The 21,144-nt window shown below is 67.5% G+C and carries 14 protein-coding genes; 7 read left to right on the forward strand and 7 right to left on the reverse strand.

The genetic code is table 11. From position 1 onward, the window contains the following. Positions 1 to 6: 6 nt before the first annotated feature. Positions 7 to 204, reverse strand: a complete 198-nt coding sequence (locus AC5P8J_RS09860; protein WP_005410967.1) for a zinc-finger domain-containing protein — start codon at positions 202 to 204, stop codon at positions 7 to 9. A gap of 422 nt (positions 205 to 626) precedes the next feature. On the opposite strand from AC5P8J_RS09860, the gene AC5P8J_RS09865 reads away from it, so the two are divergent. Both AC5P8J_RS09865 and AC5P8J_RS09870 read left to right on the forward strand, forming a co-directional pair. Then, complete coding sequence (locus AC5P8J_RS09865; RefSeq protein ID WP_206621381.1) at positions 627 to 3,971, forward strand: GH92 family glycosyl hydrolase; 3,345 nt, start codon at positions 627 to 629, stop codon at positions 3,969 to 3,971. After that, positions 3,968 to 4,711 carry a basic secretory protein-like protein gene (locus AC5P8J_RS09870; RefSeq protein WP_111098063.1) on the forward strand — a complete coding sequence of 248 codons (744 nt, stop codon included), beginning with the start codon at positions 3,968 to 3,970 and terminating at the stop codon, positions 4,709 to 4,711. Before AC5P8J_RS09865 ends, AC5P8J_RS09870 begins: the two co-directional genes overlap by 4 nt. Positions 4,712 to 5,163: 452 nt before the next feature. Here AC5P8J_RS09870 and AC5P8J_RS09875 read toward each other — a convergent pair whose 3' ends face one another. After that, positions 5,164 to 7,455, reverse strand: a complete 2,292-nt coding sequence (locus tag AC5P8J_RS09875; RefSeq protein ID WP_021204353.1) for an NADP-dependent malic enzyme — start codon at positions 7,453 to 7,455, stop codon at positions 5,164 to 5,166. A gap of 229 nt (positions 7,456 to 7,684) precedes the next feature. Further along, entirely contained in the window at positions 7,685 to 9,028 is a 1,344-nt protein-coding gene (locus AC5P8J_RS09880; protein ID WP_021204354.1) for a dicarboxylate/amino acid:cation symporter, read from the reverse strand. Between the two features lie 328 nt (positions 9,029 to 9,356). On the opposite strand from AC5P8J_RS09880, the gene AC5P8J_RS09885 reads away from it, so the two are divergent. After that, complete coding sequence (locus tag AC5P8J_RS09885; protein ID WP_111098062.1) at positions 9,357 to 10,526, forward strand: OprO/OprP family phosphate-selective porin; 1,170 nt, start codon at positions 9,357 to 9,359, stop codon at positions 10,524 to 10,526. A 66-nt stretch (positions 10,527 to 10,592) separates the two neighbouring features. Beyond that, positions 10,593 to 13,235 (forward strand): hybrid sensor histidine kinase/response regulator, encoded by a 2,643-nt coding sequence (locus tag AC5P8J_RS09890; protein ID WP_227852077.1) that lies wholly within the window; start codon positions 10,593 to 10,595, stop codon positions 13,233 to 13,235. Positions 13,236 to 13,653: 418 nt separating this feature from the next. On the opposite strand, the gene AC5P8J_RS09895 is transcribed toward AC5P8J_RS09890, so the two are convergent. From AC5P8J_RS09895 to AC5P8J_RS09910, 4 genes are read right to left on the reverse strand one after another with little or no spacing between them, the layout of a single operon-like run. Further along, on the reverse strand, positions 13,654 to 14,304 hold the full coding sequence (locus AC5P8J_RS09895; protein ID WP_005414428.1) for a response regulator: 651 nt from the start codon (positions 14,302 to 14,304) through the stop codon (positions 13,654 to 13,656). 28 nt (positions 14,305 to 14,332) lie between these two features. Beyond that, complete coding sequence (locus AC5P8J_RS09900) at positions 14,333 to 15,388, reverse strand: ABC transporter substrate-binding protein (RefSeq protein WP_111098060.1); 1,056 nt, start codon at positions 15,386 to 15,388, stop codon at positions 14,333 to 14,335. Next, the gene (locus AC5P8J_RS09905; RefSeq protein ID WP_031270791.1) at positions 15,385 to 16,776 is read right to left on the reverse strand and encodes a sensor histidine kinase; all 1,392 of its coding nucleotides are present in this window, start codon (positions 16,774 to 16,776) and stop codon (positions 15,385 to 15,387) included. The genes AC5P8J_RS09900 and AC5P8J_RS09905 overlap by 4 nt, the downstream gene beginning before the upstream one ends. Then, entirely contained in the window at positions 16,769 to 17,458 is a 690-nt protein-coding gene (locus AC5P8J_RS09910; protein ID WP_227854055.1) for a response regulator transcription factor, read from the reverse strand. The genes AC5P8J_RS09905 and AC5P8J_RS09910 overlap by 8 nt, the downstream gene beginning before the upstream one ends. Before the next feature lie 232 nt (positions 17,459 to 17,690). Here AC5P8J_RS09910 and AC5P8J_RS09915 point away from each other — a divergent pair, with 232 nt between their 5' ends. The 3 genes from AC5P8J_RS09915 (at position 17,691) to phbB (ending at position 20,998) form a co-directional block, all read left to right on the forward strand. Then, positions 17,691 to 18,830, forward strand: a complete 1,140-nt coding sequence (locus AC5P8J_RS09915; RefSeq protein WP_227854058.1) for an OprO/OprP family phosphate-selective porin — start codon at positions 17,691 to 17,693, stop codon at positions 18,828 to 18,830. Positions 18,831 to 18,904: 74 nt separating this feature from the next. Next, complete coding sequence (locus AC5P8J_RS09920) at positions 18,905 to 20,233, forward strand: CitMHS family transporter (RefSeq protein ID WP_227854059.1); 1,329 nt, start codon at positions 18,905 to 18,907, stop codon at positions 20,231 to 20,233. Between the two features lie 24 nt (positions 20,234 to 20,257). Then, positions 20,258 to 20,998 carry an acetoacetyl-CoA reductase gene (gene phbB / locus AC5P8J_RS09925; protein WP_005419193.1) on the forward strand — a complete coding sequence of 247 codons (741 nt, stop codon included), beginning with the start codon at positions 20,258 to 20,260 and terminating at the stop codon, positions 20,996 to 20,998. Positions 20,999 to 21,144 lie beyond the last annotated feature (146 nt).

Consider the following 21,144-nt stretch of genomic DNA (forward strand, 5'->3'; position numbering starts at 1 on the left):
CGCCGTTTAGTCGGCCAGCACGAACACGGAACCGCAGTACGGGCACTGCGCTTCGCCATTGGGCTCGTCCTCGATCGGCAGGTATACGCGCGGATGCGAGTTCCACAGCGCCATTTCCGGGGTCGGGCAGCTCAGCGGCAGATCGCTGCGGTGCACGGTGTAGCGCTTCTCGGCGTTGGCGGGCGCAGTGGCGGTATGGCTCATGGCGGATGTCGATGAACGGGTTGCGAGGCCTGTGATTCTAGCATCCGGGCCGCCCCGACATTGCGCAACAACAGGTCTTTGCCCGCCGCAGGGCGTCTCCTTGCGCGGTTGCGCGGCAGATCCAAGGCCTCGCACTGGCGGAAATCCTTCAATCGATCCAGCGGGTTCACGCTGGAAACCCGCCGACTGCGAAATTTGCCGCATTTGGATCGAACTAAATGGCACTTGTCAGGCTGCTGCCGCTGTTGCAGGATCGGGCCAGGCCGTGAATCGGCCCACCCCAATCCGACCCGATCGCATGGCCCGCCCCCACCGGACCGGCATCGCCTCTTCCACTGCCCTCCCGGCGGGCGGAGCGATGCTGTCCGTGGTGTCCGCCGATGCGGGTTCTGCCTGCCGCCTGCCTCTCGGGAGACCCTTGCATGACCCTGTCTGATCCACGCCGCGCCCTGCTTCCGCTCGCTCTGGCCCTGGCCTGCGTGACCACTGCGATGCCGGCGCTGGCGCAGGGGCTGCACACCTCGTTCGAACCGGGCGAGCCTGTCCCGGCGCAGGCCACCAGTGCGCTTCAGGTCACGATCGGCAATGGACCGGCCGCGCCCTACGCCGCCAAGCGCAACGCCGGCTACAGCGGCCTGCATGCGCTGCGCTACAGCAGCCAAGGCGGCAGCGCGCGGCGCGAACTGTTCAAGGCCGACCTGCCCATCGAGGCCGATACCACGCTGTCGTGGCTGGTGCTGCCGGAAATCGTCGGCAAGGACACCGTCGCCTCGACCTATGTATCGCTGGACCTGCTGCTGGACGATGGCAGCCGCGTTTCGGCTGGCACGGCACGCGACCAGCATGGCGTGGCCCTTGGCGCCCATGCGCAGGGCGAGTCGAAGACGCTGTACCCACAGCAGTGGGCGCGCAAGGCGGTGCGGCTGGGCGACGTGCCCGCGCTGAAAGGCCGCCGCGTGGTGGCGATCGAGCTGGAGGTGGCCAGTGCCGAAGGTGCGCCGGTCTCCGGCTGGATCGACGACGTATGCCTGGATGCGCAGCCGCGCCAGCAGCCGCAGCGCGTCTCGGACTGGGTGCTGACCACACGCGGCACCCAGGCCAACGGAACGTTCTCGCGCGGCAACAACCTCCCGGCCACGGCGGTGCCGCACGGGTTCAACTTCTGGACCCCGGTGACCGATGCCGGCGCACTGAACTGGCTGTACCGCTGGAACGAACAGAACGATGCGCAGAACCGCCCGCAGCTGCAGGCGCTGGCACTGAGCCACCAGCCCAGCCCGTGGATGGGCGACCGCCAGACCTTCCAGGTGATGCCTTCGGCCAGCCGTGGCGCGCCGGACGCCGACCGCCGCAAACGCGCGCTGTCGTTCGACCGCCGCCACGAAAGCGCCCGCCCGTACCGTTACGACGTGCGCTTTGACAATGGCATCGCTGCCGCCATCGCGCCGACCGATCATGCCGCACTGTTCCGATTCGACTTCCCCGAGGGCGGCGACGCCAACCTGCTGTTCGACAATGTCGATGCGCGCGGTGGCCTGACCCTGGACGCCGCCACGCAGACGCTGTCCGGCTACACCGATACGCGCAGCGGCCTGTCCAACGGAGCCAGCCGCATGTACGTGGTGGCCAGCTTCGACAAGCCGTGGCGCAGCAGCGGCCGCCTCGACACCGGCCGCCCGACCGGCTACATCAAGTTCGACGCCGGCAGCGACCGGCGGGTGACGATGCGCATCGCCACCTCGCTGATCTCGGTCGAGCAGGCGCGGCACAATCTGGCACTGGAAATCAGCGCTGCCGATACGCTGGAGAGCGTGGCCAGCCGTGCGCAGGATGCATGGGACGCGCGCCTGGCCCGTTTCGACATCGGCAACGCCAGCGACGACCAGAAGACCACGCTGTACTCCAGCCTGTACCGGCTGTACCTGTACCCCAACTCCGGCCATGAAAACGTGGGCAGCGCGGCCCTACCCGACTGGCGCTACGCCAACCAGGCCAGCGCCAGCGATGACAACACCGATGGCAGCGCGACCCGCAGCTATGCGGCCGTGCGCGACGGCAAGGTCTTCGTCAACAACGGCTTCTGGGATACCTTCCGCACCACCTGGCCGGCCTATGCGCTGTTTACGCCCGACGATGCCGGCCAGCTGGTGCAAGGCTTCATCGAGCAGTACCGCGCCGGCGGCTGGATCGCGCGCTGGTCGTCGCCGGGCTACGCCGACCTGATGGTCGGCACCAGCTCGGACGTGGCCTTCGCCGATGCCTGGCTGAAGGGCATCGGCGGCTTCGATCCGGCCGAGGCCTACGCCGCCGCGCTGAAGAACGCGACCGTGGTCCCGCCCGACCGTCATGTCGGCCGCAAGGGCATGGACCGTTCGACCTTCCGTGGCTACGCCAGCGCGGACGTGCACGAAGGCATGTCATGGACGATGGAAGGCGCGCTCAATGACTTCGGCATCGCCAACATGGCCGATGCACTGGCCAAGCGCGCCACCACGCCGGCTGCACGCGAGCGCTACAGCACCGAGGCCGAGTACTTCCGCTATCGCGCCGCCAGCTACGCGACCATGTTCGACCCGGCCGCCGGCTTCTTCCAGGGCCGCAAGGCCGATGGCCGCTGGCGCGTGGACGCCAAGGATTACGACCCGCGCGTATGGGGCCACGACTACACCGAATCCAATGGCTGGACCTTCGCCTTCACCGCCGCCCACGATGGCGAAGGCCTGGCCGCGCTGTACGGTGGCCGCGACAAGCTGGCGGCGAAGCTGGATGCCTTCTTCGCCACGCCGGAAACCGCCGACCCGGCACTGGCCGGCTCCTATGGCGGCACCATCCACGAGATGACCGAAGCGCGCGACGTGCGCATGGGCATGTACGCGCACAGCAACCAGCCGGCGCACCACATCCCGTGGATGTACCTGTACGCCGGGCAGCCGTGGAAGACCCAGCAGCATGTGCGCGAGATCCTGTCGCGGCTGTATGTGGGCAGTGAGATCGGCCAGGGCTATCCCGGTGACGAGGACAACGGCGAGACCTCGGCGTGGTACGTGCTGGCATCGCTGGGCCTGTACCCGCTGCGCATGGGCGCACCGGAGTACGTGATCGGCTCGCCGGCCTTCGAACATGCGCGCGTGGAACTGCAGGGTGGTGCCGTGCTGACCGTGAACGCGGCCAACAACTCGCGTGAGAACGTCTACGTGCAGTCGCTGACGATCAACGGCAAACCGTGGACGAAGACCTGGGTGCCGCACGAGCTGATCGCCAAGGGCGCGACCCTCGACTTCGTGATGGGCCCCCGTCCCTCGCGCTGGGGCAGTGGCGTGGATGATGTGCCGCGCTCGTTGACCGCACGCGGCCAGCGCCCGCAGCTGCTGCACGACCTGCTCGGCAGCGGCGCGAAGGCGACGTTGGCCGATGGCCGCGCCCTGCCCGCGCTGGTCGATGACGATGCCGGCACGACGGTGGGCCTGGGCGGCGGTGCAACCATCGCGCTGGCCGGCCTGGCTGAGGGCACCCCGACGATGTACACGCTGACCAGCGGTGACAGCCGTATCCAGGGCGGTGAGTGGACACTGGAGGCGCGCAACGGCAGCGGCAGCTGGGCCGTGCTCGACCAGCGCAGCGGCGAAGACTTCGAATCCGCCCGCCAGACCCGTCCATTCCGCATTGCAAAACCCGGTCGCTACAGCGAATACCGCCTGCGCCTGGCGGCACCGGCACGGCTGCCGCTGGCGGAGATCGAACTGCTGGCGGCCGGCACCGTACAATGAGCGGCATGCGCTTCCGTTTTCTGCCCTTGGCCCTTGTTGCCCTGTCCTTCTCCAGTTTCGGCCAGACCCAGGCGTTCGATACGCAGCTGACCCGCGACGGCGTGACGCTGAACTACCAGGACGCCCGTGGCGCCCTGGCCGCGCCGCAGCGCAAGCGGGTGATCGATACGTTCTTCTTCGCCTACCTGCGCGAACGTGCGGACTTCCACCCGGCCGCGCCGGCGATGGTGCGCATCGTGATCGACCCGGCCTACACCGGCATCGCCTTCGTCGGTGACAAGGACCAGGCCGCAACGATCACCATCAACCCGGGTTGGCTTGCGCAGCACCCCAACGACATCGACCTGGTCACCCATGAGGCCATGCACATCGTGCAGGGCTATCCGGGCTATGGCGACGCACGGGTGCCGGGTTGGCTGGTGGAGGGCATCGCCGACTACGCACGCGACCGCTACGGCATGGACAATGCCGCTGCGGGCTGGGCACTGCCGGGCAAGGTCGAGACGGGGCAGAACTTCGACAGCGGCTACCGGGTCACCGGTGCGTTCCTGAAATGGGCCGACGCCGAACATCCGGGCCTGGTGCTGGCACTGGACAAGGCCCTGCGCGACGGCCGCTATGCACCGGTGCTGTGGCAGAAGCACACCGGCAAGGCACTGCCTGCGCTGTGGACGCAGTATGCCAAGCCGCGTTCGGATGCACCGCCGCCGGCACCAGCGCGCCGCGGCAAGCGGCGCTGAGCCCCAACGCACTTTACGTTCGCCGGGCATTGCCCGGCGCTACCGCATCGCGGCCTCAGCGCGACTGCACGAAGCCGGCGTACAGCGCGAACAACTGCTGGAAGTACCGCCGCGTCACTCGATTGCGCATGACACCCTCGTCCATGGAAAGTTGGTCGGGCCCAGGGTGGGGAGGCCGGTCCGGTCCCTTCCCACGGCCAGGCCGCGTGGGCGTATTGGGCCGCAGCGGCGTTGCAGGGAAATGACCGGGGTGCGTAGCGCGTGTGGCAGCGGTGGGACCGGCATCGGGACCGGTAGAGTCGACTGTTAGTCGACTATCGCGCGATCGCGCGGGATTTTCGGTGGTTGTAGGAAAGGCAGTCGACTAACAGTCGACTCTACCCGTTTCCGCTGGGCGGAAACGAAACGCGCCCCGAAGGGCGCGTTTCTGCAGATCGCAGCGGAACGAAGGCTTACGCCTTCTTTTCCGCTTCGATCTGCTTGCGGATCTGCGCATCGACCGCCGCAATCGCGGTCATGTTCAGGATCCGGCGCGAGGTCGCGCTGGTGGTCAGGATGTGCACCGGCTTGTTCACGCCCATCAGGATCGGACCGATCGCCACGCCGTCGGTGAACACGCGCACCAGGTTGTAGGCGATGTTGGCCGCTTCCAGGTTCGGCAGCACGAACAGGTTGGCTCGGCCCTGCAGGGTCGAGCCCGGCAGCAGCTTCTGGCGCAGCGCTTCATCCCATGCGGTGTCGCCCTGCATTTCGCCATCCACGTTCAGGCGCGGGTTGCGCTTGAGCAGCAGCTCGCGCACCTGGCGCATCTTCAGTGCATCCTTCGAATCGTGGCTGCCGAAGTTGGAGTGCGAAAGCAGCGCCACCTTCGGCTCGATGCCGAACAGCTTCATGCGGTAGGCCGCCTGCAGGGTTGCTTCGCACAGCTGCTCGGCGGTCGGGTCTTCCTGCACGTGGGTATCGACGAAGAAGAACACGCCCTGCTGGTTGATCACGCCGGTCATCGCCGAGGTCGAGGTGACCTTCGGCTCCAGCGGCAGCACGCTGCGCACGTAGCCCAGCTTCTTGTGGAAGCGGCCGACGATGCCGGTCAGCATCGCATCGGCTTCGCCACGGGCCACCATCACCGCTGCGATCAGGGTCGGGCGCGAACGCATCAGGTTCTTCGCCGCGGCCACGGTCACGCCACGGCGGCCGGTCAGGCCGTGGTAGTACTGCCAGTATTCGTTGAAGCGCGGGTCGTCGTTGATGTTGGTGACTTCAACGTTCTCGCCGATCTTCAGGCGCAGGCCGAGGCGCTCGATGCGCGACTCGATCACTTCCGGGCGGCCGATCAGGATCGGATGCGCCAGGCCGTCATCGACCACGTTCTGCACCGCCTGCAGCACCACTTCCTCTTCGCCCTCGGCGTACACCACGCGCTGCTTGTCGCTGCGCGCGCGGTCGTACACCGGCTTCATCATCAGGCTGGTGCGGTAGACGAACTGGGCCAGCTTGTCGCGGTAGGCGCCCATGTCCTCGATCGGGCGCGAAGCCACGCCCGAGTCCATCGCGGCCTGGGCCACGGCCGCCGACAGCTCCACCAGCAGGCGGCGGTCAAACGGACGCGGGATCAGGTATTCACGGCCGAAGCTCGGGGTCTCGCCGCCATAGGCCGAGCCCATGTCGGTGGCCGCGCGGCGCGCCAGCGCGGCGATGGCACGCACGCAGGCGATCTTCATTTCCTCGTTGATCGCAGTCGCGCCCACGTCCAACGCACCACGGAACAGGTACGGGAAGCACAGCACGTTGTTGACCTGGTTCGGGTAGTCCGAGCGGCCGGTGCCGATGATCGCGTCCGGACGGGCGGCGCGCGCCACCTCCGGCATGATTTCCGGAGTCGGGTTGGCCAGCGCGAAGATCACCGGATCCGGGGCCATGGTCTTGACCATCTCGGCGGTCAGGATGCCCGGTGCCGACAGCCCCAGGAAGATGTCCGCGCCGTCGACGATCTCGGCCAGGGTGCGCTTGTCGGTATCGCGCGCATAGCGCTGCTTTTCCGGGTCCAGGTCGGTACGGCCGGTGTGGATCACACCCTCGCGGTCGAAGGCCAGGATGTTTTCCGGCTTCAGGCCCAGCTGCACCAGCATGTTCACGCAGGAAATGCCGGCGGCGCCCATGCCCGTGGTCGCCAGCTTCACGTCCTCGATCTTCTTGCCGGTGATCGCCATGGCGTTGAGCACCGCTGCGCCGACGATGATCGCCGTACCGTGCTGGTCGTCATGGAACACCGGGATCTTCATGCGCTCGCGCAGCTTGCGCTCGACCACGAAGCACTCCGGCGCCTTGATGTCTTCCAGGTTGATGCCGCCGAAGGTCGGCTCCAGCGAGGCGATGATGTCGACCAGCTTGTCCGGGTCGGTTTCATCCACTTCGATGTCGAACACATCGATGCCGGCGAACTTCTGGAACAGCACGCCCTTGCCTTCCATCACCGGCTTGCCGGCCAGCGCGCCGATGTTGCCCAGGCCCAGCACCGCGGTGCCGTTGGAGATCACCGCCACCAGGTTGCCGCGGGCGGTCAGCTCGCTGGCCTGCTGCGGGTCGGCCTTGATCGCTTCACAGGCATACGCCACGCCCGGCGAATACGCCAGCGACAGGTCGCGCTGCGTCAGCATGGGCTTGGTAGCGGAAACCTTGATCTTTCCCGGGGGGGACATCCGGTGGTAATCGAGGGCGGCCTGTTTGAAATCTTCGTTGGACATCGATGTGGGTTACATGAATGGGCAGAAGGGACAGGGGATCATACCCCCGTTGGAGCGTCTGGACCTGTCGCTATCCTGTCGCAGCCATGCTGCGACCGCACAATTCCGTGCCGTATGCGGCGGGGCCCCAGACCAGCATCGGCGTTGCCCATGACAGTCATGGGACGCCTTGAAACGCCGCGGGGCCGTACCACTGTCGTGGCCGGCCCCGCGGTACCACACACCTGGATCAGCCCTTGGCCGGCAGCGCCTCGGGCAGCGCATCGACCGGCGGCGGCAGTTCGCTCTCGCGGCCGTCCAGCGCCAGCTGCAGGCGGTTGCGGTCCAGCGCACCTTCCCAGCGCGAGACCACCACGGTGGCCACCGCATTGCCGATGAAATTGGTCAGCGAGCGGCATTCGCTCATGAAGCGGTCCACGCCCAGGATCAGCGCCATGCCGGCCACCGGCACCTCCGGCACCACGGCCAGGGTGGCGGCCAGGGTGATGAAACCGGCGCCGGTGACACCGGCCGCGCCCTTGGAGCTGAGCATCGCGACCAGCAGCAGGGCGATCTGGTGTCCCAGGGTCAGTTCGGTGTTGGTGGCCTGGGCGATGAACAGTGCCGCCAGGGTCATGTAGATGTTGGTGCCGTCCAGGTTGAACGAGTAGCCGGTCGGGACCACCAGGCCCACCACCGACTTGCTGCAGCCGGCGCGTTCCATCTTCTCCATCAGCGACGGCAGCGCCGACTCCGACGAAGAGGTGCCCAGCACCAGCAGCAGCTCGGCCTTCAGGTAGCGCGCCAGCTTGAACACCGAGAAGCCACACAGTCGGCAGACCAGGCCCAGGATCACCGCCACGAACAGGAAGGCGGTGAGGTAGAACGAGCCCACCAGCCAGGCCAGGTTGATCAGTGAGCCGACGCCATACTTGCCGATGGTGAAGGCGATCGCGCCGAAGGCACCGATCGGGGCGGCCTTCATCAGGATGTGCACCAGCTTGAACACCGGGGCGACCAGCGCCTCCAGGAAGTTCACGATCGGCCTGCCTTTCTCGCCCACCGAGGCCAGCGCGATGCCGAACAGCACCGCGATGAACAACACCTGCAGGATGTTGCCATCGACGAAGGCGCTCACCAGCGTCTTCGGGATGATGTCCATCAGGAAGCCGACCAGGGTCAGGTCATGCGACTTTTCGACGTAGCTGTGCACCGCGGTCTGGTCCAGCTCGGCCGGGTTGATGTTCATGCCGGCGCCGGGCTGCACCACGTGCGCCACGATCATGCCGACGATCAGCGCCAGCGTGGAGAAGAACAGGAAGTACGCCATCGCCTTGGCAAACACCCGGCCCACCGTGCGCAGGTGGGTCATGCCGGCGATGCCGGTGACGATGGTCAGGAAGATCACCGGTGCGATGATCATCTTCACCAGGTTGATGAAGGCATCGCCCAGCGGCTTCATCTTTTCGCCCACCAACGGTTCGTAGTGGCCGAGGATGGCGCCGAGGACGATCGCCACGATCACCTGGAAGTACAGCTGGCGATAGATCGGCAACGGCTTTGCAGGCGCCGGGGCTGCGGTCGGGATGTGCATGGCGGACTCCGGAAGGGGCGTTTTCAGGCACGTACGGCCCCGGGACTGCACGGGAACCGCTACCGTGGAAACTGATCGCCCTGTGCTGCACGCGCAGGAGGTGCGACCAATGGACGCCTTTGTACGCGCTGGGCACGTCGGCGCAGATAACCTATTGGTACTAGCCCCCCGGTTCAGGTGGCGCAGGTGCCTACACTGGCGCCACACCGCCCAGACACGGGAAGGCCGGTGGCCCGGGCTGAACGGCCGGGCGCGTCCTTGCGAAAGTTTCGGCCCCTGCGGCCGTTGTTGTCCTGTCCACACGCAATCCGAGAGAGCCGCACCCAACATGCGCCCGAATCCCACCTTGCTGGCCCTGTCGCTGGCCGCCCTTCCCGCCTTCGCCTCGGCCGCCGATTTCGACAACTGGCCGACCAAGTACGCCTTCGGCGACGGCACCGAACTGGCCGCTACCGCCAACATCGCCTACGACTACAACGATTTCTCCTCGGGCAGTGGCCTGGAGGATGACGACGCGGTGCGTCGCAAGGAGTTCGGTGCGACGCTGAAGAAGAAGGGCGTTTACGACGCGATGGTCTACTACGACTTCCAGTCCGATACCTGGCTGGACGTGTTCGTGCGCTTTGAAAGCAAGGCCTTCTTCGGCCGCGACATCGGCCGCTTCCGCTTCGGCTACATGAAGACCCCGGTCGGCCTGGACGCGAACACCTCTTCGCGCGCCGGCAGCTTCCTGGAAACCGCGCTGCCCGTGCAGGCCTTCTACGCCGGCCGCCGCACCGGCGTGGAATGGGTGCTGGAGCGCCCGCAGTACCTGCTGCAGGCCGGCGCCTATGGCGGCAAGGACCTGCAGGGTGACAACCCCGGCACCACCCAGGCCGTGCGTGCGGTGTGGACCCCGGTGAAGGCGCCGGGTGACGTGATTCACCTGGGCCTGGCCTATTCGCAGGAGAATCCGCGCGGCTACAGCGATGGCCGTGACGTGCACCACGAGGCCAGCGCGCGCTTGCGTGCACGCCCGGAAGCCGGCCTGACCGACATCCGCTATGTCGATTCCGGCGCGCTGGTCACCGCCGACCAGATCCGCCGCACCGGCCTGGAAGGCATCTGGATCCGCGGTCCGTTCTCGCTGCAGGCCGAAGCCCTGCGTGCCACGGTCACCCGCCATGACGGCAAGCCCGACTACACCGGCAGCGGCCAGTACGCGATGGCCAGCTGGGTGCTGACCGGCGAGTCGCGCCCGTACAACGCAGGTGCCGTGGCCAACATCAAGCCGGCGCACGACTACGGCGCGGTGGAACTGGTGGCCCGTTACAGCCGCTTGGACCTCGACGATGGCAGCATCCTTGGTGGCCGCCAGCACGACCTGACCCTGGGCGCGAACTGGTACCTGACCAGCCACTTCAAGTTCCAGGCCAACTATGTGAAGGTCGACGCCAGCCGTCGCGGTGTGCACAGCACGCCGGAGATCTTCGAACTGCGCGCGCAGATGCACTTCTGACCCCTTCCACGTCAGACCCCGGCGGGCGTGCACGTCACGCCCGCCGGCCCTGCGTAGACTGCCGCCATGTACCGGCTCAGCCGCCACCGGATGCTGTTGCTGACCCTCCTGGTGATGGTCGGTGGCACCGTGCTGTGTGCGGTCGCCGCCGGCCACTACGCCTGGCGGCGCGCCCTCGGCGAGGAAAGCAGCCAGGTGCAACGCCAGCTGCAGCTGTACGGCCAGGGCCTGCAGCAGCGCATCGACCGCTTCGGCACGTTGCCGCAGGTACTGGCGCTGGATCCGGATCTGCTGCACGCCCTGCGTGTGCCGCCCTCGCCCACCGAACAGCAGCGGCTGAACCTCAAGCTGCAACGCGCCAATGAAGTCACCCGTGCCTCGACCCTGACCCTGGTCGGCCACGACGGCGTGGCAGTGGCGGCCAGCAACTGGGACCAGCCGACCAGCAACGTCGGCGAGAACTACAGCTACCGCCCCTACTACCGGCAGGCACTGGCGCAGGGCCGCGGCCGCTTCTACGGCATCGGCATGACCACCGGCGTACCCGGCTACTACCTGTCGCAGGCCATCGAGGAAGGTGGCAAGCGGCTCGGCGTGGTGGTGATCAAGGTCGAGCTGTCGGCGCTGGAACAGGAATGGTTGAGCAGCCCGGACGTGGTGCTGGCCAGCGACGACCATGACGTGGTGTTCCTGGCCAACCGTGACAGCTGGCGCTACCGCCTGCTGCGCCCGCTGGGCGCCGATGAGCGCCGCGAAATGCTGGACGCCCGCCAATACGCCGACCGCGCGTTGCAGCCATTGCGCGCGCGTACTGAAGACGTGCTTGCCGATGGTGGCCGCATGGTGCGCCTGCTCGATCCCGTACTGCCGCAGCCGATGCTGTGGCAAAGCCTGCCGCTGCCCGCCGAAGGCTGGAACCTGCATCTGCTGCACGACGCCGGCGCCGCCACCGCCGCCGGCCGCGCGGCCGCACTCACCGGCGGTGCCGCGTGGCTGGCGCTGGGCTTCCTGGTGCTGTTCGTGCAGCAGCGCCGACGCCTGGCCAAGCATCGCCTGCGCAGCCGCCGCGAACTGGAAACCCTGCTCAAGCAGCATGCACAGGAACTGCGCACCGCACAGGATGGCCTGCTGCAGGCGGCCACCGACGCCGACAGCGGACTCAGCCGCAGCCTCGAACACCTGCCGCAGGGCGTGGTGGTGATCGACCGCGAACTGCGCCTGGTCGCGTGGAATTCGCGCTATCTGGAACTGTTCCGGTTCCCGGCAGACCTGGTCCGCGTGGGCCGGCCGATCGAGGAGTTGTTCCGCTTCAACGCACGCCGTGGCCTGCTCGGTCCGGGCCCCGTCGATGAAGCAATCGAGCGTCGCCTGAACCACCTGCGCAGCGGCCGCCCGCACATGCGCGAGAGCGAGAAGGACGACGGCACGGTGCTGGAGATCCGTGGCAATCCGCTGCCTGACGGCGGCTTCGTCACCAGCTATGCCGACATCACCAGCTACAAGAACGCCGCGCGCGAACTGCGCTCCCTGGCCGATGCGCTGGAACACCGCATCGCCGAACGCACCCGCGACCTGGACGAAGCACGCCGCGAAGCCGAGCAGGCCAACCGCTACAAGACCCGTTTCGTTGCCTCGGCCGTGCACGACCTGCTGCAGCCCCTCAACGCGGCGCGCATGTTCGTCTCGGTGCTGCGCGGCAAGCTGAGTGACCCGGCGCAGCAACAGACCAGCGACCACATCGATGCTGCATTGGCCGCGCAGGATGCGATCCTCAACAGCCTGCTGGATATCGCGCGCCTGGAATCGGGCAGCCTGCCCACGCGCGTACAGGCGTTCCGGCTCGGGCCTTTGCTGCAGACGCTGGCACGCGAGTTCGGCATCGCCGCGCAGTCACGTGGGCTGGTGGTCGACTGGGTCGATACCGCTGCGGTGGTGGTCAGCGATGAAGCGCTGCTGCGCCGCATCCTGCAGAACTTCCTGTCCAACGCACTGCGCTACAGCGAACGTGGCCGCGTGCTGCTCGGCTGCCGTCGCCGCGAAGGCCTGCTGTGGATCGAAGTTCACGACCAGGGCCCCGGCATTCCCGATGCGCTGCAGGGCGAGATCTTCGAGGAGTTCCGCCGCCTGCACGACGGCCAGCAGCGCGGCGCCGGCCTTGGCCTGGCGATCGTCGACCGCATCGGTCGGCTGCTCGGCCACCCGATCCGCCTGCGCTCGCAGCTGGGCCGGGGCAGCGTGTTCGCGGTGGGCGTGCCGTTCGGCGAAGCCAGCGCGATTCCCGCTACTGCTCCTGTGCCGGTGCTGATGCAGGAACCGGCCGCGGACAACCCGCTTCGCGGTCGCCGGGTGTGGGTGATCGACGACGATCCGCACGTCTGCGCCGCCAGCCGCGCGCTGCTGGAGCGCTGGGGCTGCGAGGTGGCGCTGGCCGACGGCCCGCAGGCGGCGCTGCAGCTGGCGGCAACAGGCGCGGTGCCAGAGCTGGTGCTGCTGGATGTGCGCATGGGTGACCACCATGGCCCGGTGCTGTACGAGACATTGGCAAAGCTGTGGCAGGCCCGTCCGCCGGTGGTGCTGGTCACCGCCGAGCGCGATGCGGGATTGCGTGAGATGGCTGCCGAACGCGGTTGGGGAATGATGGCCAAGCCGGTGAAGCCGCCGGCGCTGCGGGCGCTGATGAGTCAGTTGCTGATCCGGCATCGCGGATAGTTTCCAGCCAACAGCGCAGCCCCTCGTGGGTGGTCGCGCAAAGCAGTTCATCGGTGGGGCCGGGTAGATGGGCTGCACAGGGGGCGCTGCAAGTACGTCCCTGTGCAGCCCATCTACCCGGCCACTGACACGTTCCGTGCGCGTCCACCCTCGGAGAAGAAAAAAGATCAAAAGCGGGTCGCGCGCTGCGCTTGCTCGTGTAGAGCCGAGCCCATGCTCGGCTGCTTTCCGGCCGGTCCGCGAAGCCGAGCGTGGGCTCGGCTCTACAAAAGGCGGCCTGACAGCCTGCTTTTGCTTTTGATCTTTTTTCTTCTCCGTGGGTGGCAGGCCACCGAAATCTGTCAGAGGCCGGTCGCAGCTTCTGCTTTCAGCGACCAACCCAAACCCACCCACGAGGGGCTGCGCCGTTGGCCGGAAACTACAACCCGATGCCGGCGTCGCCCTCAGGCTCCAGCGCCTTCACCAGTACCGCTGCCTGTGTGCGGCTGTGGCATTCGAGCTTCTTCAGGATCGCAGTGACATGTACCTTCACCGTGTTCTCGGCCAACCCCAGCGTGTAGGCGATCTGCTTGTTGAGCAGGCCATCGGCCAGGCACAGCAGCACACGGAACTGCTGCGGGGTCAGCTGGGCCAGGCGGCTGGCCAGCAGTGCGTCGGCCTCGGAGCGTTCGGCGGCCATCGCCGGGAACCACAGGCCACCATCGAGCACCGCCTGCACCGCCTCGCCGATGGTCTCGGCCGGAGCAGACTTTGGAATGAAACCCGCCGCGCCGAACTGCTGGGCACGACGGATCACCCGCGGATGGTCGTTGGAGGAGAGGATCACCACCGGAATGTCCGGATGCGAGCCGCGCACGTGCAGCAGCGCGGAGAAACCGTGCGCGCCGGGCATGGTCAGGTCCAGCAGCACCAGGTCCACATCCGGGTGGGCATCCAGCGCTTCGGCCAATGCCTCGGCGCTGGCGACTTCGCGCACCTGCGCCAGCGGCAGGCTCTGCCGCAACGACTGCACCACCGCCGAACGCAGCAGCGGGTGGTCATCGGCGATCAGGATGGTGTATTCGCTCATGCCGCCATTGTACGGGCAGGTCGCCGCCTCAGCGCCCGGCCGGCTCGACGCTGCTGCGCCAGGCATCGAGGAACTGGCGACGCTTGAGCGCGTCCAGGTACACCAGCAGGCCCGGGCCGAGCTGGATCGGGCGGCGGCTGCGGCCCGGCGCATCATCGCCGCGCGCGTTGCCGGTCACGATCGGCATCAGCCGTGCCTCGCGCGACAGCACCTGCTGGCCGCGTGGCGACAGCAGGTAGTCGAGGAAGCGCCGGGCTTCTTCCGGGTGTGGGCCGGTACGCGGGATCACTGCGGTACGCAGCACCACCAGCGTGTAGTCCTCGGGCTCCACAATGCCGAGCGGGGCACCCGCATCGACGCGCGCCTGCGCGTAGGAGCCGAGCACGTTGTAGACCAGCGACAGCTGTCCGCTGGCCACCTTGTCCAGCAGCACGCCGGTGCGCTCCTCGCGCACCACGTCGTTGTCACCCAGCGCGCCCAGCAACGCACCGGCGATGCTGCCACGCTGCGCATCTTGGGTAGACAGCAGGTAGCCGACGCTGCTGCGCTCGATGTCATAGGTGCCGACCCTGCCGCGCAGCGGTGCTCCCTCGGCGCGCAGCCGGTCCAGCAGCTGCCGACGCGTGTGCGGCACCTTCGCGGCCGGCAGCATGCGGGTGTTGTAGACCATCACCACCGGCTCGTAGCTGATACCGAACGCCTCGTTGCGCCACTGTGCCCAGGCCGGCAGTGCGGCGGTCTGCGCCGAACGGTGTGGCAGCGCGTGGCCATCGTTGACCAGCTTGGTCTGCAGATCCATGCCGCTGGAGATCAGCAGGTCCGGCGATGCCGGTCCGGCGCGGTCGTGCAGGTAACGCGCGTACAGGTCCTGGGTGATGATGTCCTCGTACACCACCTCGGTGCCGGGATGCAGGCGCTGGTAATCGGCGATCACCACCGCGAACACTTCGATGTCGGTGGTGCCGTGAATGCGCAGCTGCGCAGTGGCCTTTGCCTGGGCCGGGAAACGGCGTACGTCGCCGGGCGCGGCCAGTACCGGCAGGGCCAGCAGCAAGGCAACGGCAGCAGCGAACAGGCGGATCATGGACTGCTCCGTGGCAGGCGGATGGTGGCGACCAGCCCGCCCTGCGGGCGGTTGCTCAGGTCAATGCGGCCGCCATGGCTGTCGACCACGCGCTTGACGATGGCCAGGCCCAGCCCGGCACCACCTGAGGGCGCGCCTTCGCCACGTGCGAAACGCTCGAATACGCGCTCGGCATCGGCCGGGGCGATGCCTGCGCCGTGGTCGGCGATGGTCAGCACGGCCTGCTCGCCTTCCACGGTAAGGGCAATCTGCAGGTCGCCGTCACCGCCGTACTTCAGTGCGTTGTCGACCAGGTTCTTGATCGCCTCGCGCAGCAGCAGCGCATCGCCGTGCACCAGTGCCGGTTCGGCGGTCATCGCCAACTGCACGCGCGGCGCCGGACCGGCCTGCGGCAGCGCTTCATGCAGGGCCTGGTGCACGGTCTCGGCCAGGTCCACCGCTGCAAAGCGCTGCAGATGCGAACGATGGATCACGCTGGCATCGCTGAGCAGCTGGTTCAGCAACCGGCTCATGTGGGTGGCATTGCGCTCGATCGCCTGCAGGCTGCGCCGCATGTCTTCGGGGTCGTCGTCGTCCAGCGCAAGCTGTGCCTGCGCGCGCAGGGCAGCCAACGGCGTGCGCATCTGGTGCGCGGCCTCGGCCATGAATGCGCGCAGTGTCTCGTTGCTGCTGGACAGGCGTTCCATGAAGCGGTTCAACGCCGCCACCATCTGGTCCATCTCGCGCGGCACGCGCGCGTCGAGGGGCTTCAGGTCGGACGGTTCGCGGCGCGACAGCTCGCGTTCCACCCGCACCAGTGGGCGGAACGCGCGGTGCACGCCAAACGCCACCAGCGCCAGCAGCAGGCCGGACAGCACGCCGATCGCCAGCAGTGCGCGATTGACCATGTCCTGCGCGACGGCTTCGCGCGCACGCCGGGTCTGGCCCACCTGCACCTGCACCTCGCCCTGCGCCGAGGCCGCGGCGAAACTGCGGCCGACCACCACGAAGCGCACGGTCTCGCCGCTGTACGCCGCATCAAACAGTTGCGGCTGCGTGCCCGGACGGCGCGGCGGCGACGGCAGATCGCCATAACCTGTGATCAGGTTGCCGCGGCTGTCGGCCACCCGATAGAACACGCGGTCTTCCGGGGCCATCGCCAGCAGGTCCAGCGCCGCATAGGGAAGATCGACCTGCCACTGGCCGTCGACCAGCGCCACCGAATCGGCGATGGACAGCGCCGAAGACACCAGCAGGTGATCGTAGGAACGGTTTGCCGCACGCTGGCCATAGTCGCGCGCGGCGAACAGCAGCGCCACCGCGAATACCGCCAGCAGCGCGCCGAGGTAGAGCAGCAGCGTGCGCCGCAGCGAACCCGGTGCGGCGTTCGCAGCGCGTGCGTCAGCCATCGGCGTCGGCGCTGCCATCGCTGGCTTCCAGCAGGTAGCCGACACCGCGCACCGTGGTGATGCGCAGCGGTGCGCCGGCCAGCTTTTTCCGCAGGCGGCCAACATACAACTCGATGGCGTTCGGGCCCGCTTCGTCATCGAAACCAAACAGGCCGTTGCCGATCTCGTCCTTGCCGACCACCTGGCCAAGACGGCCGACCAGGATCTCCAGCAGGCGGTACTCGCGATTGGGCAGTTCGATCGGTTCGCCGTCGAGGCTGACCCGGTGCGCAGCGTTGTCGAACTGGAAGCCGCCAATCTGCACCACTTCGCTGGCCTGGCCACGCGCACGCCGCAGCAGCACACGGCAGCGCGCTTCGAACTCGCGGAAATCGAACGGCTTGCCCAGGTAGTCGTCGGCGCCCACATCCAGCGCCTGCACGCGATCCTCGATGCCATCACGCGCGGTCAGCATCAGTACCGGCGTGCTGTCACCGCGCTCGCGCATGCCGGCCAGCACGCTCAGGCCATCGAGCTTGGGCAGGCCGATGTCCAGCACCACCAGGTCGAAGCTCTGGTAGCGCAGCACGCTGGCGGCGGCCAGGCCATCGGCCTGCCAGTCCACGGCGTGCCCACTGCGGCGCATGCGGCGGATGATCGCATCGGCCAGATCCGGGTTGTCTTCGACCAGCAGCAGGCGCATGGGCACGATGGTGGGAGGGGAAGCGAATGCTACCGCATGACGCCGGGGCCGCCCGCCGGGCCATGCCTGGCGACCATTTACGCTGCACCGCACAAACCGCTGACAGGACGATGACAGCTACGGCGACCCAGACTGCGGCCGCGCACCGTCCGGTGCCCACGATTGCCGCGCGCCTGGCGCGCACCTGGGAGGGTTTGTGGAATTCACGTTTGCCTGGCGGCGTCCTGCCGCCATGATGGCGCTGGCTGTCCTGTCGGCGCCGGCCTTCGCTGCCGAAGACGACCGTCCGGTCACCGCCACCCTGGGTGGCCGCCTGCACCTGGACTTCGCCACCTTCGATAATGACAACCGGGGCACCCCGAACAAGGACGACACCGAAATCCGCCGTGCGTGGGTTGACGTGTCCGGCAAGTTCTTCGTGGTCGACTACAAGCTGGAAGCCGATTTCTCCGGCGACCGCGTCGAGGCCAAGGACGTGTACCTGGCGCGCAGCTTCGGCAAGGCCGGCAAGCTCACCGTCGGCCAGTTCAAGCAGTACTTCTCGCTGGATGACCGTACCAGCTCCAACTACGGCAGCTTCCTGGAGCGCGGCAACGCCGGCACCACGCTGGCGCCGCTGTACCGCCTGGGTGCGTCCTGGCAGGCCAACCCCGGTGACTTCACCTGGGCGGCCAGCCTCTACAGCCTGGAGAGCATCGACGCCTGGCAGGTGAAGGGCCGTGCGGCGGGTGGCCGCGTCACCTGGGCACCCTCGCCCAGCGACGGCGACGTGCTGCACCTGGGCCTGTCGCTGGCCCGCGAGGCCTACGACAATCCCGGCGCCAACGGCGTGCCCGGCCTGCGTATCCGCCCGCGCCCGGCCGGCCATCTGTCCGACAACAGCCGCCTGACCTTGGTCGACTTCTCCGCCGGCCGCGATACCGACGTCAACAAGTGGTCGCTGGAATACGCGCAGGTGCGCGGCCCGCTGTCGTGGCAGGGCGAGTTCAGTGGCGCCACCTTCGACGACGGCGCCCAGCGTGGCGATGTAATGGCGGCCTACGGCATGCTCAGCTGGTTCGTCACCGGCGAAAGCCGTGCCTACGATCGCAAGACCGGCCGCTTCGCGCGGGTGAAGGACATCCGCCACAAGGCCGGGGCCTTCGAAGTGGCGCTGCGCTACGACCAGATGTGGGGCGCGCAGCATCTCGACGGTGCGCCGGACCTGCGTCGCGGCAGCACCGAAGCCTGGACGCTGGGTGGCAACTGGTACCTGCGCGACAACCTGCGCTTCATGCTCAACGTGATCGAAAGCCGCAACCGCGACCGCTTGGCCGGGGTGACGGTGGACCGCACGCGCGCGGTCACCGGCCGCCTGCAGTACGACTTCTAGGCCCGACATTCCGGGCATTCCGCCCGGGCCCCTTCCACTCCCCACGTCCTGTTTTCGCAAGGAGTCCGCAGATGATGCTGAGCATCCTCGGCTTTGGCATGGTCATTACGTTCATGTACTTGATCATGAGCAAGCGCCTGTCGCCGCTCGTCGCCCTGATCACCATCCCCATCCTGTTCGCGCTGATCGGTGGCTTCGGTGCCGGCATCGACGAGATGATGCTGGAGGGCATCAAGAAGATCGCACCCACCGGCGTGATGCTGATGTTCGCCATCCTCTACTTCGGGGTGATGATCGACGCCGGCCTGTTCGATCCGCTGGTGCGGGTGATCCTGCGCTTCGTCAAGGGCGACCCGATGAAGATCGTGCTTGGCACCGCGGTGCTGGCGATGCTGATCTCGCTCGATGGCGATGGCTCGACCACCTACATGATCACCGTCTCGGCGATGCTGCCGCTGTACCAGCGGTTGGGCATGAACGCGCTGAACATGACCTGCGTGACCATCCTTGCCGGCGGCGTGATGAACCTGACCCCGTGGGGCGGCCCGACCGCACGCGCGGCCACCGCGCTGCACGTGGACCCGGCCGACGTGTTCGTGCCGCTGATCCCGTCGATGGTGATCGCCTGTGCCGGCGTGCTGCTGCTGGCCTGGTACCTGGGCCTGAAGGAACGCCGTCGCCTGGGTGTTGTGACCCTGCCCAAGGGCGGCAGCTGGATGGACAACAGCGTGTCCGACGACAGCAACGCGCTGCCGACCGTGGAAGATGCCGAAGACATCAAGCGGCCGAAGCTGCTGTGGGTGAACCTGGCACTGACCGTGGCGCTGATGACCGCGCTGATCATTGGCGTGCTGCCGATGCCGGTGCTGTTCATGGTCGGCTTCGCCATCGCCCTGGTGATCAACTATCCGAACCTGGCCGAGCAGCGCCGCCGCGTGGTCAACCACGCCGGCAACGTGCTGTCGGTGGTGTCACTGATCTTCGCCGCAGGCATTTTCACCGGCATCCTCAACAACACCGGCATGGTGGAGGCGATGTCGCACAGCTTCCTGGCCGTGATTCCGGAATCGTGGGGCCCGCACCTGGCGGTGATCACGGCGGTGGCGTCGATGCCGTTCACCTTCTTCATGTCCAACGACGCGTTCTACTTCGGCGTGCTGCCAATCCTGTCCGAGGCCGCCGGCAATTACGGCATCACCCCGGTGGAAATGGCGCGCGCCTCGCTGGCCGGCCAGCCGGTGCACCTGCTCAGCCCGCTGGTGCCGTCCACCTACCTGCTGGTGGGCCTGGCCAAGGTCGAATTCGCCGACCACCAGAAGTTCACCCTGAAGTGGGCCATCGCCATCTCGATGCTGCTGATGATCGGCAGCCTGCTGTTCGGCCTGTATCCCCTTGCCGCCTGACCCTTTGCCAAGGAGCCTTCTGCAATGACGCTTCGAATCGCTTACGTCACCAGTGGAATGGGCAGTGTCGGCACTGCCATCTGCCAGAGCCTGGCCCGCAGCGGCCACACCGTGGTTGCCGGCTGCGCGCCGAACTCGCCGCGCAAGGCCAACTGGCTGCGCGAGCAGCGCGAACAGGGCTTCGACTTCATCGCCTCCGAAGGCAACGCGACCGACTGGGCCTCGACCAGCGCGGCGTTCGCCAAGGTCCGCGCCGAAGTCGGTGAGGTCGATGTACTGGTCAACAACTCCGGCGGCAGCCGCGACCTGCTGTTCCGCCAGATGACGGTGGAGGACTGGAACGCGGTGATCGCCTCCAACCTCAACGCGCTGTTCAACCTCACCAAGCAGGTGGTCGACGGCATGGCCACGCGCGGCTGGGGCCGCATCATCAACATCGGCTCGGTCAGCGCCCACAAGGGCCAGATCGGCCAGGTCAACTACGCCACCGCCAAGGCCGCGATGCATGGCTTCAGCCGTGCGCTGGCCGCCGAAGTGGCTTCGCGCGGCGTCACCGTCAACACGCTGTCGCCGGGCTACATCGCCAGCCAGGCGATCAGCAGCTTCCCGCCGGATGTACTGGACCGGCTGGCAGCCTCGGTGCCGGTACGCCGCCTGGGTCGCCCCGAAGAAGTGGCCGGCCTGTGCGCGTGGCTGGCCTCGGATGAAGCCTCGTACGTGACCGGCGCCGACTATCCGGTCAACGGTGGCCTGTACATGGGGTGAGCCCTCCCCACGGAGTGCGCGGGGCCGGTGAACCTTCGTTCGCGAGTGGGATCCGGCCCCTTTTCTATCGGGTAGCAGGACACGCACGGGGGCCTGCGTCGTTCGTTGGTTTTTCGTAAAGAAGGTTTCATGTTCCGTTCGCATAG

The organism is Stenotrophomonas sp. YJH_SMC_37 (genome assembly GCF_059370035.1).

Bases quoted from the DNA above. Each gene is read 5' to 3' on its own strand.
- AC5P8J_RS09860 (WP_005410967.1), bottom strand. From the start codon at position 204: ATGAGCCATACCGCCACTGCGCCCGCCAACGCCGAGAAGCGCTACACC.
- AC5P8J_RS09865 (WP_206621381.1), top strand. From the start codon at position 627: ATGACCCTGTCTGATCCACGCCGCGCCCTGCTTCCGCTCGCTCTGGCC.
- AC5P8J_RS09870 (WP_111098063.1), top strand. From the start codon at position 3,968: ATGAGCGGCATGCGCTTCCGTTTTCTGCCCTTGGCCCTTGTTGCCCTG.
- AC5P8J_RS09875 (WP_021204353.1), bottom strand. From the start codon at position 7,455: ATGTCCAACGAAGATTTCAAACAGGCCGCCCTCGATTACCACCGGATG.
- AC5P8J_RS09880 (WP_021204354.1), bottom strand. From the start codon at position 9,028: ATGCACATCCCGACCGCAGCCCCGGCGCCTGCAAAGCCGTTGCCGATC.
- AC5P8J_RS09885 (WP_111098062.1), top strand. From the start codon at position 9,357: ATGCGCCCGAATCCCACCTTGCTGGCCCTGTCGCTGGCCGCCCTTCCC.
- AC5P8J_RS09890 (WP_227852077.1), top strand. From the start codon at position 10,593: ATGTACCGGCTCAGCCGCCACCGGATGCTGTTGCTGACCCTCCTGGTG.
- AC5P8J_RS09895 (WP_005414428.1), bottom strand. From the start codon at position 14,304: ATGAGCGAATACACCATCCTGATCGCCGATGACCACCCGCTGCTGCGT.
- AC5P8J_RS09900 (WP_111098060.1), bottom strand. From the start codon at position 15,388: ATGATCCGCCTGTTCGCTGCTGCCGTTGCCTTGCTGCTGGCCCTGCCG.
- AC5P8J_RS09905 (WP_031270791.1), bottom strand. From the start codon at position 16,776: ATGGCTGACGCACGCGCTGCGAACGCCGCACCGGGTTCGCTGCGGCGC.
- AC5P8J_RS09910 (WP_227854055.1), bottom strand. From the start codon at position 17,458: ATGCGCCTGCTGCTGGTCGAAGACAACCCGGATCTGGCCGATGCGATC.
- AC5P8J_RS09915 (WP_227854058.1), top strand. From the start codon at position 17,691: ATGATGGCGCTGGCTGTCCTGTCGGCGCCGGCCTTCGCTGCCGAAGAC.
- AC5P8J_RS09920 (WP_227854059.1), top strand. From the start codon at position 18,905: ATGCTGAGCATCCTCGGCTTTGGCATGGTCATTACGTTCATGTACTTG.
- phbB (WP_005419193.1), top strand. From the start codon at position 20,258: ATGACGCTTCGAATCGCTTACGTCACCAGTGGAATGGGCAGTGTCGGC.